This window comes from Nesterenkonia sp. F, assembly GCF_000220985.1.
Taxonomy (GTDB): Bacteria; Actinomycetota; Actinomycetes; order Actinomycetales; family Micrococcaceae; genus Nesterenkonia.
On sequence record NZ_AFRW01000042.1, the window covers coordinates 1 to 14597 of the forward strand.

17 protein-coding genes, 1 tRNA gene and 2 pseudogenes are annotated in these 14597 nt (G+C 71.7%); 11 read left to right on the forward strand and 9 right to left on the reverse strand.

All coding sequences use genetic code 11. From position 1 onward, the window contains the following. Positions 1–277: pseudogene (locus tag GU5_RS13875) on the reverse strand (hypothetical protein); the annotation flags it as partial. 126 nt (positions 278–403) lie between these two features. Continuing rightward, positions 404–1114, reverse strand: a complete 711-nt coding sequence (locus tag GU5_RS0103625) for a response regulator transcription factor (protein WP_010524222.1) — start codon at positions 1112–1114, stop codon at positions 404–406. A gap of 157 nt (positions 1115–1271) precedes the next feature. On the opposite strand from GU5_RS0103625, the gene GU5_RS0103630 reads away from it, so the two are divergent. From GU5_RS0103630 to GU5_RS0103645, 4 genes and pseudogenes are all read left to right on the forward strand, one after another. Continuing rightward, complete coding sequence (locus tag GU5_RS0103630) at positions 1272–2111, forward strand: hypothetical protein (protein ID WP_010524223.1); 840 nt, start codon at positions 1272–1274, stop codon at positions 2109–2111. 44 nt (positions 2112–2155) lie between these two features. Continuing rightward, positions 2156–2290, forward strand: a complete 135-nt coding sequence (locus GU5_RS17770; protein WP_255348835.1) for a hypothetical protein — start codon at positions 2156–2158, stop codon at positions 2288–2290. 12 nt (positions 2291–2302) lie between these two features. Continuing rightward, a pseudogene (locus GU5_RS15805) lies at positions 2303–2922 on the forward strand (FABP family protein). 76 nt (positions 2923–2998) lie between these two features. Beyond that, positions 2999–4297 carry a folate-binding protein YgfZ gene (locus GU5_RS0103645; RefSeq protein WP_010524225.1) on the forward strand — a complete coding sequence of 433 codons (1299 nt, stop codon included), beginning with the start codon at positions 2999–3001 and terminating at the stop codon, positions 4295–4297. A gap of 144 nt (positions 4298–4441) precedes the next feature. Here GU5_RS0103645 and GU5_RS16215 read toward each other — a convergent pair whose 3' ends face one another. From GU5_RS16215 to GU5_RS0103660, 3 genes are all read right to left on the reverse strand, one after another. Continuing rightward, a complete protein-coding gene (locus GU5_RS16215; RefSeq protein ID WP_010524226.1) occupies positions 4442–5161 on the reverse strand; it encodes a GNAT family N-acetyltransferase in 720 nt (239 codons plus the stop codon). A 115-nt stretch (positions 5162–5276) separates the two neighbouring features. Then, complete coding sequence (locus GU5_RS0103655) at positions 5277–6308, reverse strand: 6-phosphofructokinase (RefSeq protein ID WP_010524227.1); 1032 nt, start codon at positions 6306–6308, stop codon at positions 5277–5279. A 149-nt stretch (positions 6309–6457) separates the two neighbouring features. Continuing rightward, on the reverse strand, positions 6458–7663 hold the full coding sequence (locus GU5_RS0103660; protein WP_010524228.1) for a pyridoxal phosphate-dependent aminotransferase: 1206 nt from the start codon (positions 7661–7663) through the stop codon (positions 6458–6460). Positions 7664–7971: 308 nt separating this feature from the next. On the opposite strand from GU5_RS0103660, the gene GU5_RS0103665 reads away from it, so the two are divergent. The 7 genes from GU5_RS0103665 to rplL all read left to right on the forward strand — a co-directional run bounded on the left by GU5_RS0103665 (position 7972) and on the right by rplL (position 12269). Next, positions 7972–8044 (forward strand) — tRNA-Trp (locus tag GU5_RS0103665). A 71-nt stretch (positions 8045–8115) separates the two neighbouring features. Next, the gene (gene secE / locus GU5_RS13890; protein WP_050806582.1) at positions 8116–8415 is read left to right on the forward strand and encodes a preprotein translocase subunit SecE; all 300 of its coding nucleotides are present in this window, start codon (positions 8116–8118) and stop codon (positions 8413–8415) included. A 120-nt stretch (positions 8416–8535) separates the two neighbouring features. Further along, positions 8536–9414, forward strand: a complete 879-nt coding sequence (locus tag GU5_RS0103675) for a transcription termination/antitermination protein NusG (protein WP_010524230.1) — start codon at positions 8536–8538, stop codon at positions 9412–9414. 172 nt (positions 9415–9586) lie between these two features. Beyond that, positions 9587–10018, forward strand: coding sequence for a 50S ribosomal protein L11 (gene rplK / locus GU5_RS0103680; protein WP_010524231.1), 432 nt, complete (start codon positions 9587–9589; stop codon positions 10016–10018). Positions 10019–10099: 81 nt separating this feature from the next. Beyond that, complete coding sequence (gene rplA / locus GU5_RS0103685; protein WP_010524232.1) at positions 10100–10807, forward strand: 50S ribosomal protein L1; 708 nt, start codon at positions 10100–10102, stop codon at positions 10805–10807. A 416-nt stretch (positions 10808–11223) separates the two neighbouring features. Then, complete coding sequence (gene rplJ / locus GU5_RS0103690; protein ID WP_010524233.1) at positions 11224–11742, forward strand: 50S ribosomal protein L10; 519 nt, start codon at positions 11224–11226, stop codon at positions 11740–11742. A 140-nt stretch (positions 11743–11882) separates the two neighbouring features. Next, complete coding sequence (gene rplL, locus GU5_RS0103695) at positions 11883–12269, forward strand: 50S ribosomal protein L7/L12 (protein ID WP_010524234.1); 387 nt, start codon at positions 11883–11885, stop codon at positions 12267–12269. 120 nt (positions 12270–12389) lie between these two features. Here rplL and GU5_RS0103700 read toward each other — a convergent pair whose 3' ends face one another. The 4 genes from GU5_RS0103700 to GU5_RS17200 form a co-directional block, all read right to left on the reverse strand. Next, entirely contained in the window at positions 12390–12938 is a 549-nt protein-coding gene (locus GU5_RS0103700) for an SRPBCC family protein (protein WP_010524235.1), read from the reverse strand. Next, positions 12935–13621: a DUF899 family protein gene (locus GU5_RS0103705; RefSeq protein WP_033227820.1), complete on the reverse strand. Its 687-nt coding sequence runs from the start codon at positions 13619–13621 to the stop codon at positions 12935–12937. Before GU5_RS0103705 ends, GU5_RS0103700 begins: the two co-directional genes overlap by 4 nt. A 141-nt stretch (positions 13622–13762) precedes the next feature. Continuing rightward, positions 13763–14251, reverse strand: coding sequence for a hypothetical protein (locus GU5_RS0103710; protein ID WP_010524237.1), 489 nt, complete (start codon positions 14249–14251; stop codon positions 13763–13765). Next, the coding region (locus GU5_RS17200; protein ID WP_010524238.1) for a hypothetical protein at positions 14251–14597 on the reverse strand (347 nt) is incomplete at its 5' end. The genes GU5_RS0103710 and GU5_RS17200, both read right to left, overlap by 1 nt.

Genomic DNA, 14597 nt, shown 5'->3' on the forward strand with positions numbered 1-14597 from the left:
GGGCGACGGCGAGGCGCAGCGGGGAGTCGTCGCCGGCGTCCGCGGCGGAGGGGGCGGCCGATCCGGCCTTCTCCAGCTCGATCAGCGTCTGCTCCGAGAAGGGCGGATTGCCGTCGGCCTCCTCGGCGGTGCGGGCCAGCTCCTCCAGCGCGCGGACCAGATCGGGATCCGGAGCGGCGGAGCGGGTCTCCACGGTGATCTCGGCCGGGGACCCCGGGGTGCTCCCCGCGGAGGGTCCCGTCGGGGCGGGGGTGCTCGTCGTGTCCTCGGAGCTCATGGCTCCACTGTATCGGAGCAGCACCACCCCTGGGACCGGGTCCGAGGTTCCTGGCCTGCGGGCGTCGCCGGGGCGGGCCGGCGTCGGGTCGGGCGTCCGTTCAGGCGGTCAGTTCAGGCGGTCAGTTCAGGCGCCCGGCTCGTCGTCGCTCGCGGCGTCGTCGCCGTCGTCCGGCCCCTGGTCGGAGCGGGCGACCACCAGGCGGTAGCCGACGTTGCGGACGGTGCCGATCAGCGACTCGTGGTCCGGTCCCAGCTTCGCCCGCAGCCGACGGATGTGGACGTCGACGGTGCGGGTGCCGCCGAAGTAGTCGTAGCCCCAGACGTCGTGCAGCAGCCGGTCCCGGGTGAAGACGTGGCCGGGGTGCAGCGCCAGGTGCTTGAGCAGCTCGAACTCCTTGTAGGTGAGATTGAGCAGCCGGCCGTCGATGGTGGCCATGTAGGTGGTCTCGTCGATGGTGATCCCGCCGGCGCGGATCTCGCCGGTGCGGTCCTCCTCCTCGGCCTCGACGGCGCCCATGCGGATGCGCGCGTCGATCTCGCCGGGGCCGGCCTCGGCGAGCACGAAGTCGTCGATCTGCCAGCTCTCGTTCAGCGTGGGGAGCCCCGCCTCGGTGACGACGGCGACCACCGGCGTGGCCATCGACTGCCGCACCAGCTGGCAGAGCGAGCGGGCGTGGGCGAGCTGGCCGCGCGCGTCGACCAGGGTGATGTCCGCGCTGGGAGCGCGCACGATGCTCGAGGCTTCGGCGGGGAAGACCCGGACCCGGTGGGTGAGCAGCTCCAGCGACGGCAGGGCGTCCTCGGGAGTGTCGGTGAGCAGCAGCACCTGGGCCATCCGTGGTCTCCCCTGTCCTCGCGTCGTCTCCTCGGCCGGAGGGCTCGACGACGTCACGGGCCCGCGGGCCTGGCGCCGTCGTGCCGCACGGACCGAGTATAGCCGCGCCGCCGCCGCGCCGAGCCGCGTTGCGTCGGCTCTGGCAGGATGGTCTGCTGTGAAACACCTTCCCGTGGCCCTCTCCGGCCTGCTCGCCGCGGCGGCGCTGCTGGCCTCCTCCTTCGCCGGCGCGCCGGCGCTCGCGGCGGTGGTCTGCCTGATGTGCCTCGTCGTCTCGCTGGGCTGGCCGCAGCTGATGGGCGTGGCCGCGCGCCGCTCGCTCGCGGCGGTCATCCTGGGCGCCGGCGTCGTCGCCGCGCTGGGCGCGGCCGTCGTCTCGGCGGTCGAGTCGCTGTTCTTCTGGTCCTCGGTGGCGCTGGCCTTCGGGGTGATGGCCATCTTCGTCATCCAGGTGGTCCGCGGCACCGGACGTCCCCACCGGATCGAGTCGACGATCGGCGCCTCCTCCGGCGTGGTGGTGACGACGACGGCGGCCGGCTGGGTGGCCGGGCTGCGGTATCCCGCCGAGCTGGTCGGCATCGGCGGCGACCGCACCGGCCTGGTGCTCATCCGCAGTCCGCTGCCCTACGAGGACTGGGGCGTGCTCGGCGTCAGCGGGACCTCCGGCGAGCTGACCGTCGTCGGCCTGGCCGCGCTGGCGCTCTGCGTCGCCGTGCTGCTAGCCTGCCTGCCGCTGCGCGAGGTCCTCGCCCTGCCGCTGGTCATCCTGGGCACGGCGGTCGCCGCCCTCGGAGTGGGCCTGGCCTGGGGCGAACTGACCACGCTCTTCGCCGTGGTGCTCGGACTGGCGGCCGGGCTGCTGGTCTCGGCGATGCGGCGGCTGCTGCTGCACCGCGGCGCGCCCGAGGGCCGGATGGCCGCGCTCGCCGTCGGCACCGCCCCGGTGGCGGTGATGGGCGCACTGGTCTTCTTCGCCGAGCGCCTGCTGCTGGTCTGACGCACGCCTGACGACGCTGCAGCCGACCCGGTAGACTCGCTGACATGGACATCGCACTGCAGAACGTCTCGCTGCTGGGACTGGAGATCTTCTTCATCGGCCTGCTCGTGCTGGTGGCTCTGGTCATCGCCGGCATCTCGCTGACCGTGATCACCCGCCTCTACAAGGGACAGCGCTGACCCGTGGCACCGATGGAGCTCCCCACCGACATCACCCCGGAGCTGGCGCCGCTGTACTGGCTGCTCGGCCGCGTGGGAGGGGCAGGGGCGGCCTCGGCGCCGGCGAGGAGTCGGACCCGATCTTCACCCAGCGGGTCACCTTCCGCGACTCCGGGCTGGAGTTCGTCGAGTACCGCGCGCAGAGCTGGCTCTCCGACGCCGACGGCACCCGCCTGCGTCCGCTGAGCGTGGAGACCGGCTTCTGGTCGCTGCACCGCCCGCGCGCCGACGCCGACGTCGGCCCCGGGCTGGACCCCGCCGACGTGGTCCCGGCCTATAAGACCGCCTCCGAGGTCGAGGACCTGGCCGTCGACGACGGCACGTACCCGATCACCGCGACGATCGCGCATCCGGGGAGCCTCACCGAGCTGTACACCGGGCGCATCAAGGGCCCGCAGCTGCAGATGGCCACCGACGGCGTGATGCGCGGCGAGCACGCGGCGGAATACAGCGGGGCCACCCGCATGTTCGGGCTGGTGAACGGCCAGCTGTTCTGGCGCTGGGACCTGCAGACCGTCGACGGCGAGGCCGTCCCGCACGCCTCGGCGGTGCTGGACCGCATCGCCTCCGCCTCCGAGGTCGACGGCGTCTGATCCCGACGCTGCGCGTCGACGTCCCGTCAGGATGCTCGGCGCCGGAGCCGCTGGCGACGAGCCCACGACGTCAGGAGTGCTGGTGACCGACACCGAGACCCCGCCGACCGACCCCGCCGACGAGCACGCCGGCGACCGTCCCGGCCAGGAGCGCTCGCCGCTGCTGGATCGCCGCGGGGCCGTCGCCGCCGAGGCGGAGGACGCCGCCGTCGCAGCCCACTACGGCGATCCGGTGCGCGAGCAGCGTCGTCTGGAGGCCGGCCGGGCCGTCGTCGACCTCTCCCATCGATCGGTGGTGACCGTCTCCGGGCCGGACCGGCTGTCCTGGCTGACCACGCTCTCCTCGCAGCAGGTCTCCTCACTGGCCCCCGGCGAGTCCACCGAGCTGCTGCTGCTCGACCTCTCCGGGCGGATCGAGCATGACGCCGCCGTCGTCGACGACGGCGCGACCGCCTGGCTGATCACCGAGAACACCCACGGCGGCGTGCTGGCCGCGTGGCTCGAGTCGATGAAGTTCATGCTGCAGGTCGAGATCGTCGATCGCACCGGCGACTGCGCGGTGCTCGGCTCCGTGGCCGCGCCGCCCGAGGAGCTGCCCGGAGAGGTCGTCCGCTGGCAGGACCCGTGGCCGCGGCTGGGCCCCGGGGCGGCCAGCTACGCCGCCGTCGAGGAGTCCGAGCACCCCGGCGCGGACTGGTCCTGGCATCTGACGGTGGTCGCCCGCGAGTGGCTCGTCGCCGCCGTCGAGGCCCTCGAGGTCGAGGCCGGATGGAGTCTGGCCGGCGTGCACGCCGCCGAGGCGCTGCGCGTGGCCGCCTGGCGTCCGCGGCTGGCCCGCGAGGTCGACGAGAAGGCCATCCCGCATGAGCTGGATCTGATCCGCACGGCGGTGCATCTGGCCAAGGGGTGCTATCGCGGCCAGGAGACCGTCGCCCGCGTGCACAACCTGGGCCATCCTCCGCGCCGGCTGGTCTTCCTGCAGCTCGACGGCAGCGAGCACACGCTGCCGGCAGTCGGCTCGGACGTGCTCGCCCCGCGCGGGGCGACGGATCCCGAGACGCTGGCCGGCGAGCGGTCGGTGGGCCGGGTGACCTCCACCGCTCGGCACCACGAGATGGGGCCGATCGCGCTGGCGCTGGTCAAGCGTCGGGTGGACCCCGAGGCGCAGCTGGTCGTCCGCGATCCGAACCGCGGGCCCGCGGCGGAGCAGGGCGACGAGTCGTCGGAGACCGCCGAGACCGCCGAGACCGCCGAGACCGGTGAATTCCCCGCGCCGAGCTTCTACGCCGCCGCCCAGGAGATGATCGTGAAGCCCGACGCCGGCCAGGCGGTGGGCCGCCCGAAGGGCGACTTCGTGCGCCCGCCGCGCCGCTGAACGCACCTCGCCGCGAGCGATGCCGCCCCCCGGCGATGCCTCCCCCGGCGATGCCGCCCCCGGCGATGACTCCGTGGGACGTGTGGGAAAGCGCGCATTTTCCCGCACGTCCCACGGAGTCATCCTGTCTGTGGGGCGCGGCTCTCAGCCCAGGGTGACGGTGGTTCGGGCGCCGATGTCGACGAAGCCGAGCGCGTGGGCCAGCCGCCGCGAGGCCGGAGCCTCCACTGCGGCCCGCCACTGCGGCACCAGTCCGTCGACGAAGGCCTCCTCCACGGCGACGGCGCCGACGTGGGCGGCCAGCCCCCGACCGCGATGCGCCGGGGCCGTCAGCACGCCGAGCTCGCCGAGCATCATCTGCTGCACGCGGCGGCCGGCCGCGGTCAGCGGCGTCCCGTCGGACTCGTCGACCAGCGTCGCGGCCCACTCGGCCTCGGGAAGTCCGGAGGCGGCGACGTCGTCGGCCGGAGAGGCCTCCAGAAGCTCGCGCAGCGGCCCCGGGTCGAAGGAGATCGCGCCGGCGGCCGCCGGCGAGGGCGGCACCTCGGGCGGCTCCTCGCTGCACAGCAGGAAGGTCTCGCCGGCGATGCGTGCGCCGGGGTGCTCGGCGGCGGCCAGCGCCAGCAGCCGGGTCTCGTCGGCCAGCTGCTCGTCGGGCACGGCGCGCGCGCTGTCGAGCAGCGATTCGGGGCCGGAGAGCACTGCTCGATCGAAGAGCCGTGTGAAGGAGAGCGACGCGGCCTCGTCGTCGACGACTTCCAGGCGCAGCGCCGGGTCGCCGCGCTCGAGGTCGAAGTCGTCGAGCTGCAGGGTGCGCGCCCAGGCCAGGCGGATGATCTGGCGGGTGTGCTCGGTCAGCGGCATGCCCTCCACCCTACGCGGCCCAGAGACAGGATGACTCCGCGGAATGCGTGGGAATGAGCGTGCATTCCCGCACGTTCCGCGGAGTCATCGTGACGTCGGGGGCCTCGGCGCCGGATCAGCGGCCGAAGAGGATCTGGGCCTCCTCGTAGCGCTCGGCCGGGACCTCCTTGAGCCCGTCCAGGGCCTCGGCGAGGTCGACCTTGACGATCTCGGTGCCGCGCAGCGAGGCCATGTGCCCCCAGGCCTCCTCGTGCACCAGATCCAGCGCGCGCATGCCGAAGCGGGTCGCGAGCACCCGGTCGTAGCCGGTGGGGTTGCCGCCGCGCTGGATGTGGCCCAGCGTGGTGCTGCGGGTCTCGATGCCGGTGCGCTCCTCGATGCCGCCGGCCAGCCACTGGCCGATGCCGCCCAGTCGGGGCCGGCCGTCGGCCTCGCGGCCCTTGTCGGCCACTGCCTCCTCGGTGCCCTCCGGGATGAACCCCTCGGCCACGACGACCAGCGGCGAGCGGCCGCGCGAGTGGACCTGCTCGACCCACTCGGTGACCTGCTCCATGTCGACGCGCTGCTCGGGGATGAGGATGGCATGCGCCCCGGCGGCCATGCCGGAGTGCAGGGCGATCCAGCCGACGTGGCGGCCCATGACCTCGGCGACCATGCAGCGGTGATGCGATTCGCCGGTGGTGCGCAGCCGGTCCATCGCGTCGGTGGCGATGGAGATCGCGGTGTCGAAGCCGAAGGTGTAGTCGGTGGCCTTCAGATCGTTGTCGATCGTCTTGGGGACGCCGACCACCGGCAGGCCGTCGGCGGCGAGCCGGCGGGCGCCGGCGAGCGTGCCCTCGCCGCCGATGGCGATCACCGCGTCGACGCCATGCTCGCGCATGGTCGCGGCGATGTTCTCGGCACCGCCCTGCGGGTGGTTGTACGGGTGGGTGCGCGAGGTGCCGAGGATCGTGCCGCCGTCTCGGGAGAGGCCGCGGACGTCCTGGCGCTCGAGGGGCATGTAGTCGCCCTCGATGAGTCCGCGCCAGCCGCCGCGGAATCCGACGAACTCGTCGCCGAAGCTCTTGATGCCGTGCAGCACGGCGGACCGGATGACGGCGTTGAGTCCGGGGCAGTCGCCCCCGGAGGTGAGCAGGCCGATGCGCATGATTCAGCTCGTCCTTCCTGTGTGTCGCGGGATGGGGAGCCTGACGCCGTCGGCAGGTGCGGGCCCAGTCTAAGCGGTGTCGCTCACAGTTCTCATCGTCGGGCGCGCATCCGTCCGCGGGCCGGGGCGCCCGACGGGCCGACGGCGGCTCAGGCCGAGCCGAGCAGCTCGCGGATGCGCTCCAGCCCGCGGGCGAGGTCCTCGTCGCCCAGCGCGTAGGAGAGCCGCAGGAAGCCGCCGGGGCCGAAGGCCTCGCCGGGGACGACGGCGACCTTGGCCTGCTCGAGGATGACCTCGGCCAGCTCCGCGGAGGTCTGCGGGGTGGTCCCGCCGATCTCGCGGCCCAGCGCCCCGCGGACGTCCACGTAGGCGTAGAAGGCGCCCTGCGGGGTGGGGCAGGAGAAGCCGGAGATCGCGTTCAGCCCCTCGACCATCGCCCGGCGGCGCCGGTCGAAGGCGACCTTCATCTCCTCCACCGAGTCCAGCGGGCCGGTGATCGCCGCCAGCGCGGCCATCTGCGAGACGTTGGCGACGTTCGACGTCGCGTGCGACTGCAGGTTGGAGGCGGCCTTGATGACGTCGGCGGGACCGACCATCCAGCCGACGCGCCAGCCGGTCATCGCATAGGTCTTGGCCACGCCGTTGAGCACGACCACCTGGTCGGCGAGCTCGTCGACCGAGGCGATGGAGGTGAAGGGGACGCCGTCGTAGGTCAGGTGCTCGTAGATCTCGTCGGTGACCACCCACAGGCCCTTCTCCGCGGCCCAGCGTCCGATCTCCTCCGTGGCCTGAGGCGACTGCACCGCGCCGGTGGGGTTCGACGGCGAGACGAAGACCAGCACCTTGGTGCGTTCGGTGACGGCGGCCTCCAGCTGCTCGACGGTGACCTGGTAGCCCTGCTCGGGGCCGGCGAAGACCTCCACCGGCACACCGTCGGCGAGCTTGATCGCCTCCGGGTAGGTGGTCCAGTAGGGAGCGGGCACCAGGACCTCGTCGCCGGGGTCGAGCAGCGTCGCGAAGGTGTTGTACACCGCCTGCTTGCCGCCGTTGGTGATCAGCACCTGCTGCGCCTCGACGGGCAGGCCGGAGTCGCGGGCGGTCTTCTCGGCCACGGCCTCGCGCAGCTCCGGGAGGCCGGCGGCCGGCGAATAGCGGTGGAAGCGCGGGTTCCGAGCGGCGTCGACGGCGGCCTCGACGATGTAGTCCGGAGTCGGGAAGTCGGGCTCTCCGGCGCCGAACCCGACCACACCCTCTCCGGCGGCCTTCATGGCCTTGGCCTTGGCGTCGACGGCGAGCGTCGCGGACTCGGCGATGGAGCCGATCCGGCGGGAGACGCGGGAGGTCGGTGCGGTCATGGAGGGGTTCCTTCCGTGGCCTTCGTGCGGCCTGCTGTCCGGGCCTTCTTCGGGGCATGCGGCGGCGTCGTGCGGCGAGGGACGTGCGTCGCGGCACGGCGGCCGACGATGGTCAGCCTAGCGTCGGAGCGTCCCGGACTCGACCGTCGGCAGGGCGGGTTTGCCGAGTTTCATCGCCGGAGCGTAGACTTGCCCATCGGTATCACGTGGGCTGGCACGGCCGTGCCGCTTTCGAGGCCTGATCTGCGCCGTCTTTGCGCCGGTGAGGTTCGATGCGAGAATGGTCGGTGCGGGTCCGCAGGATCCCTAGGGCAGTGGCGCAATTGGTAGCGCAACGGTCTCCAAAACCGTAGGTTGCAGGTTCGAGTCCTGTCTGCCCTGCGCTGAGCGTCGTCGTGACCCGGTCATGACGATCAGCATCGCACCGAGTTCTTCGACCAGATGGAGCCCCCGTGTCCCAGACGCCGTCCACCGAAGTCCAGGGGTCGTCCCCGGATGGAGGAGGCCCCCGGGGCCCGTTCGGCAGGATGTGGCTGTTCCTCCGCCAGGTCGTCGACGAGCTCAAGAAGGTGGTCGTCCCCACCCGGCGCGAGCTGACCAACTACACGCTGGTCGTGCTGGTGTTCGTGATCGTGGTGATCCTCATCGTCACGGGGCTGGACTGGCTGTTCGGCGCCGGCGCCGACTGGCTGTTCGGCGGCGGCGCCTCCGCCTCCGCCGCGGCGGCCGGGGAGGGCGCAGTCGGCGAGTGATCCGCACGGGTCGCCCGTCGGCCGGCACGACGGATGACCGCAGTGACATGACGAAGCGGCCGACGGATCCCCTGCAGCGCAGCGGGCCTGAGGCACGCACCACGCAGAGCAGGAGACGCAGTGTCTGATCAGGAACGTTCGCAGCAGGCCGAGGCCGAGGCCCCGGAGGTCGGCGTCGAGGAGACGGCCGAGACCGCCCCGGAGGCCGCGGTCGACTCCGCCGAGGTCGAGGCCCCTGCCGCGGAGGACGCCGGCGACGAGGCCGACGCCGATCAGCAGGACTCCGCCTCCGCGCAGGACGGCGAGCAGGCGGGCGACCAGGTCGACGAGTCGGCGGAGGAGCCGGCCGAGGAGGAGAAGACCTGGGAGCAGCGCGCCGAGGAGCTGCGCGGCACGCTGCGTCGCCAGCTCGGCGACTGGTACGTCGTGCACACCTACTCCGGCTATGAGAAGCGCGTGAAGTCCAATCTGGAGACGCGCATCCAGACTCAGGACATGGAGGACCAGATCTTCGAGATCGACGTCCCCATGGAAGAGGCCGTGGAGATCAAGGGCACCCAGCGCAAGGTCGTCAATCGAGTGCGGATCCCCGGCTACGTGGTCGTGCGCATGGAGCTCACCGACGCCTCCTGGGGCGTGGTGCGCCACACCCCCGGAGTCACCGGATTCGTCGGCAACGCCTACGACCCGCACCCGCTGACCCTCGACGAGGTCTTCGACATGCTCGCCGAGCACCGGCTGGGCCGCCCGGACGCTCCGAAGACGGCGGAATCCGGCGCGGGCGAGCCCGGCGGCGCCGCTCCGGCCGCCTCCGAGGGCGTGACCGTGGACTTCGAGGTCGGCGAGTCCGTCACCGTCAACGACGGCCCGTTCGCCACGCTGCCGGCCACGATCTCCGAGATCCACCCGGACAGCCGCCAGCTCGTCGTGCTGGTCTCCATCTTCGAGCGCGAGACCCCGGTGACGCTGAACTTCAGCCAGGTGGACAAGGTCTACTGATCCGCCGCGCCGTCGCCGAGGACGGGGCGGGCGGACACATCCGAATACAGGCTTCGACGACGCCGATGGCTTTGGTCGGCGTCGTCGTGCGGTCATCACGCCAGGGTGGCCACCCCCTCTGCTCACGCTCCTGTGGCAGCAGGGACATCGAACGAACGAAGGACGCTGAGACATGGCCCCGAAGAAGAAAGTCGCCGGCCTGATCAAGCTGCAGATCGAGGCGGGTGCCGCCAACCCGGCACCGCCCATCGGTCCCGCGCTGGGTCAGCACGGTGTCAACATCATGGAGTTCTGCAAGGCTTACAACGCCGCGACGGAGTCGCAGCGCGGCAATGTGATCCCTGTGGAGATCACGGTCTACGAGGACCGCTCCTTCACCTTCATCACCAAGACCCCGCCGGCGGCCGAGCTGATCAAGAAGGCCGCGGGCGTGCAGAAGGGATCCGGCGAGCCGCATCTGCAGAAGGTCGGCTCCGTCGATCTGTCCCAGGTCGAGGAGATCGCTCAGACCAAGATGGAGGATCTGAACGCGAACGACCTCGAGGCCGCCACGAAGATCGTGGCCGGCACCGCCCGGTCCATGGGCATCACGGTCGAGGGCTGATCCAGCCTCCGACCGGCGAACAACTGTGGGAAGGATCGCGCGCGGTCCGTCGCACCACAACTGCTAAGGAGAACACTGCAGATGGCAAAGCGCAGCAAAGCATACCGGGCAGCCGCTGAGAAGGTCAGCGAGGATGCCCTCTACACCCCGGTCGAGGCCGTGAAGCTGGCCAAGGAGACCAATCCGTCCAGCAAGGACGCGACCGTCGAGGTCGCCTTCCGGCTGAGCGTCGACCCGCGGAAGGCCGATCAGATGGTCCGCGGCACGGTCAACCTGCCGCACGGCACCGGCAAGACCGCCCGCGTGGTCGTCTTCACCCAGGGCGACAACGCCGCCAAGGCTGAGGAGGCCGGCGCCGACTTCGTGGGCGGCGACGAGCTCATCGCCCAGGTCGCCGACGGCTGGACCGACTTCGACGCCGCGGTCGCCTCGCCCGACATGATGGGCAAGGTCGGTCGGCTCGGCAAGGTCCTCGGTCCGCGCAACCTGATGCCGAACCCGAAGACCGGCACGGTGACCCCGGATGTCGCCAAGGCCGTGGGCGACATCAAGGGCGGCAAGATCGACTTCCGCGTCGACAAGCACGCGAACCTGCACTTCATCATCGGGCGCACCAGCTTCGATGACCAGCAGCTGGCGGAGAACTACGCCGCCGCGCTGGACGAGGTGCTGCGGCTGAAGCCGTCGTCGTCTAAGGGTCGCTACATCCAGCGCGCCGCGATGACCACGACCTTCGGCCCGGGCATCCAGGTCGACCCGAACGTCACCAAGGTCGTCGCCGAGGCCTGATCCTCGCCCGACCCGCCGGCTTCCGCGCTGAGGCCCGGCTCCCCGTCTGGGGGCCGGGCCTCAGCCGTGCTCGGGGCCGGCGCCCCGCCGTCGGCGCGATTTGAGGGGCCGGGAACAGTCCTGTAGAGTATCCACTGACCAAAGACCGCCGGTCGTTGTCGCCAGGGGAGCCAGTGGCACTGGATCCTCAAGGTCGCCGGGAGTGATCCCGGAGCATGGCGCAACTGTAAAGACCCGTTCGGGCGACCTGCGCAGGTGCATTCCAGCCATTCCTGATCTGTGTGGTCGCGCGTCTGCATGACGCGCCGAGCTCCGGGCGGAGGAGTGAGCCCCGTGCGCCTGCGCGCCGGGGCTTTTTTCATGCCCTCAGGTTCCCCGCACGACCTTGGCCGGCTCCAGTGATCGGAAGGAGTGCCATGGCGACCCCTGAGAAGGCTGCCGCCGTCGAGGAGCTGAAGGACCTCTTCTCCTCCTCGAACGCCGCAGTGCTCACGGAATACCGCGGCCTCTCCGTGGACCAGCTGCAGACGCTGCGCCGGTCCGTGCGGGAGAACGCGCACTACGCCGTGGTGAAGAACACGCTGACCGAGATCGCGGCCGAAGAGACCGGCATCGACTCCTTCAAGGGGCAGATGGCCGGTCCGTCCGCGATCGCCTTCGTCCACGGCGATCCCGTGGACGTCGCGAAGTCGCTGCGTGACTTTGCCAAGAAGAACCCTCAGCTGATCGTCAAGGGCGGCTACATGGATGGCGCCACCCTCGACGCTGAGGACGTCCAGAAGCTCGCGGATCTTGAATCCCGTGAGGTTCTGCTCAGCAAGCTGGCAGGCGCCCTGGTGGGCGTCCAGTCCAAGGCCGCCTCCCTGTTCGAGGCTCCGCTGTCGAAGGCCGCACGCACGGTCGAGGCGCTGCGGGCCGACCAGGCCGGCGAGTGAGCTGAGTACGACTGGTCGCAGGACCCCGGCGGCGTACCGGGATGCGACGACGGCCGTGACCCACGGCTGAGACCACCGAGATCCGCAGGCGTCGGAGCCGTCGAGGCTCGACGCGAATGAAGACGAGAAGGAGCGCCACCATGGCGAAGCTGAGCAACGAAGAGCTGATCGCGCAGTTCAAGGAGATGACCCTGATCGAGCTCTCCGAGTTCGTGAAGGAGTTCGAGGAGACCTTCGACGTGTCGGCCGCGGCCCCGGTCGCCGCCGTCGGTGCTGCCCCGGCCGGCGGCGAGGCCGCCGAGGAGGCCGAGGAGCAGACCGCGTTCGACGTCATCCTGGACGACGCCGGCGACAAGAAGATCGGCGTCATCAAGGAGGTCCGCGGCCTGACCTCGCTGGGCCTGAAGGAGGCCAAGGAGCTGGTCGACGGCGCGCCGAAGCCGGTGCTCGAGGGCGTCGACAAGGAGGCCGCCGAGAAGGCGAAGGAGACCCTGGAGGGCGCAGGCGCCTCGGTCTCCCTCAAGTGATCACCGTCGTGTGATCCCGGAACGACGTCCGCGTCGTTCCGCTCGTCGGCCGGCCACGGCTGATGGACGGGCCCCGCAGGAGCAGATGCTCCGGCGGGGCCCGTCTGCGTCCGGGGACGCTCAGCGGCCGAGCTCGGTCACCCGGGCCTCCAGCGCGGCCAGCGAGTCGTCGAGGAACTCGGGCCCGAAGGGCGGCAGCCCGAACGTCTCGCGCAGCGGCTCCGGGACCCCCGACCAGTCGTAGGTCAGTGTGACCGCGGTGCCAGGCTCGGTGTCGTCCCCGGCATCATCCTCCCCGGGGCCGGCACCGCCGACGGGGGCCAGGTCATAGCGCCAGGTCCAGCCGCCGGTGCCCAGCCGCCCGGCGTCGTCGTACTGGCCGGGCTCCCAGGCGAGGACGCGGTCCTGTTCGAAGGCGATCACCCGGTTGTCCATGCGGTACTCGCCGCCGGCGTTCACATGGAACATGCGCATGCCGAAGACCTGGCCGACGTCGGTGAGCGGTGCGGTGTCGTGGGCCTCGCGCACCCAGTCCGTCGGCTCGGTGTGCTGATGCTCGTTCGGGTCGGCCAGCACGGCGAAGATCGTCGCGGGCGGCGCGTCGAGGGTCCTGCTGCGGCGCATCCGATCGGCCGCGGCGCCCGCCTGGTGCGCAGGTCCGGTGGTCATCGGGGCTGTCCTCCGTAGGTCGCGGCGATGGTCGGCGAGTCGGGCCACCGGCTGTAGGTCGGCGACTGCGGCCAGCCCGCGGGGGAGTCCTGCCACTCCTCCTGGCGGCCGTAGGGCAGGGTGTCGATCAGTCCGAAGGTGTGCGACAGCTGCTCCAGGCCGCGGCCGGTGGTGTGCCAGGTGCGGTAGACGACGTCGCCGTCCCGCAGGAACACGTTGACCGCGAACTCGCCTCCGGGCGGGGCGCCGACGTCGGCGCCGAAGCTGCTGCCGGCGGTGGAGTACCAGGGCATCCTGTTGCCGACCTTCTGCCGGTAGGCCAGCGCGGCGTCGATCTCTCCCTGGGTCACCACCACGAAGCGCGCGTCGTAGGCGGCGAGGAACTCCAGCCGGGTGAACTGCGAGGTGAACCCGGTGCACCCGGGACACTGCCACTCCTCGTCGGGGAACCACATGTGGTGGTAGGTGATCAGCTGCGCGGCGCCGTCGAAGACGTCGGCCAGGGGCACCGGACCGTCGGACCCGGTCAGCGTGTACGGCGGCATCTCCACCATGGGCGGCCGGCGACGCTGCGCGGCGATCGCGTCGAGCTCGCGGGTCGCGGCCTTCTCCCGGGCACGGAGCGTCTCGACCTCTCGGCGCCAGGTCTCCTCGTCCACCACATGAGGCACGGACGGACTCATCGGTCTCACTCCCTCAGGTCGCCCGGCGCGGGCGAGCCGGGGGATCTGCAGAGTAGGCCGCGGCGGCCGGCCGGGGTCAAGGGTCCACGGCGGGGTCCGGACGCGGCACGCCGCGGAGGAGCAGGACCGTGGCGGCGGCGGTCAGAGTCGGCGGCGACGGCGCGGTCGCAGGCCGGCGATGATCAGCGCCAGCCCGCCGAGCGTGCACAGCCCGAGCGCCACCACGAGCGGGTCGAGCACGACGCCGAACACCAGGGCGGCGAGGCACCACAGCGCCAGCAGCAGGCAGGCGGCCCCCAGGAGCAGCTGGCCGATGCGCGGCCCGCCGCCCGAGGCTGCGGTCGGTGCGCCGATCGGGGCGGGCGCCGCGGAGCTCGTCGGCGAGACGGTCCGGCTCGCGGAGGCCGCCGCGGGACTCTGCTGCTCCACACGCTCGTACCACCGCGGCTTCCGCTCAGGCTCCTTCCAGGTGAAGTGCTCCTCGCTCTCGGCGCGCAGCGTCTCGGCGAGCAATGAGTCGACGTCCTCGGGCTCGCGGGGGAGCGGCATCGTGGTCCGAGCGTCGCGGGAGCTCGCTGAGCGTCCCGAGTCGTCGGCCCCTGTCGTCTCGTTCTGCGGATTCGTCGTCATCAGAGGGTCACCTCTCCATCGGGGCGGGACGCGGCGGCCGCCTCAGGGTCCTCGGCGGCGTAGCTGGAGGCGTCGTAGAGCGTGGTCGAGCCGAAGGCCGACTGCACCGTCAGCCGGATCTCCACTGACGCGTCGGCCGGGCCGAAGCGATGCTCGCCGGCGTCGAGCCCCGCGATGCGGCGCTCGTCGTCCTGCATCCGCACTGTCAGCGAGCCCAGAGCCTGGCGGGACTCCACGACGACGGCGGCGCCGTCCGGGACGACGACGTCGTTGCTGGCGAAGGCGGTGTTGAGGGAGGCCTGGACCGTGCCCTCGGAACCCTGCAGATGTCGCAGGTCCATCGTGG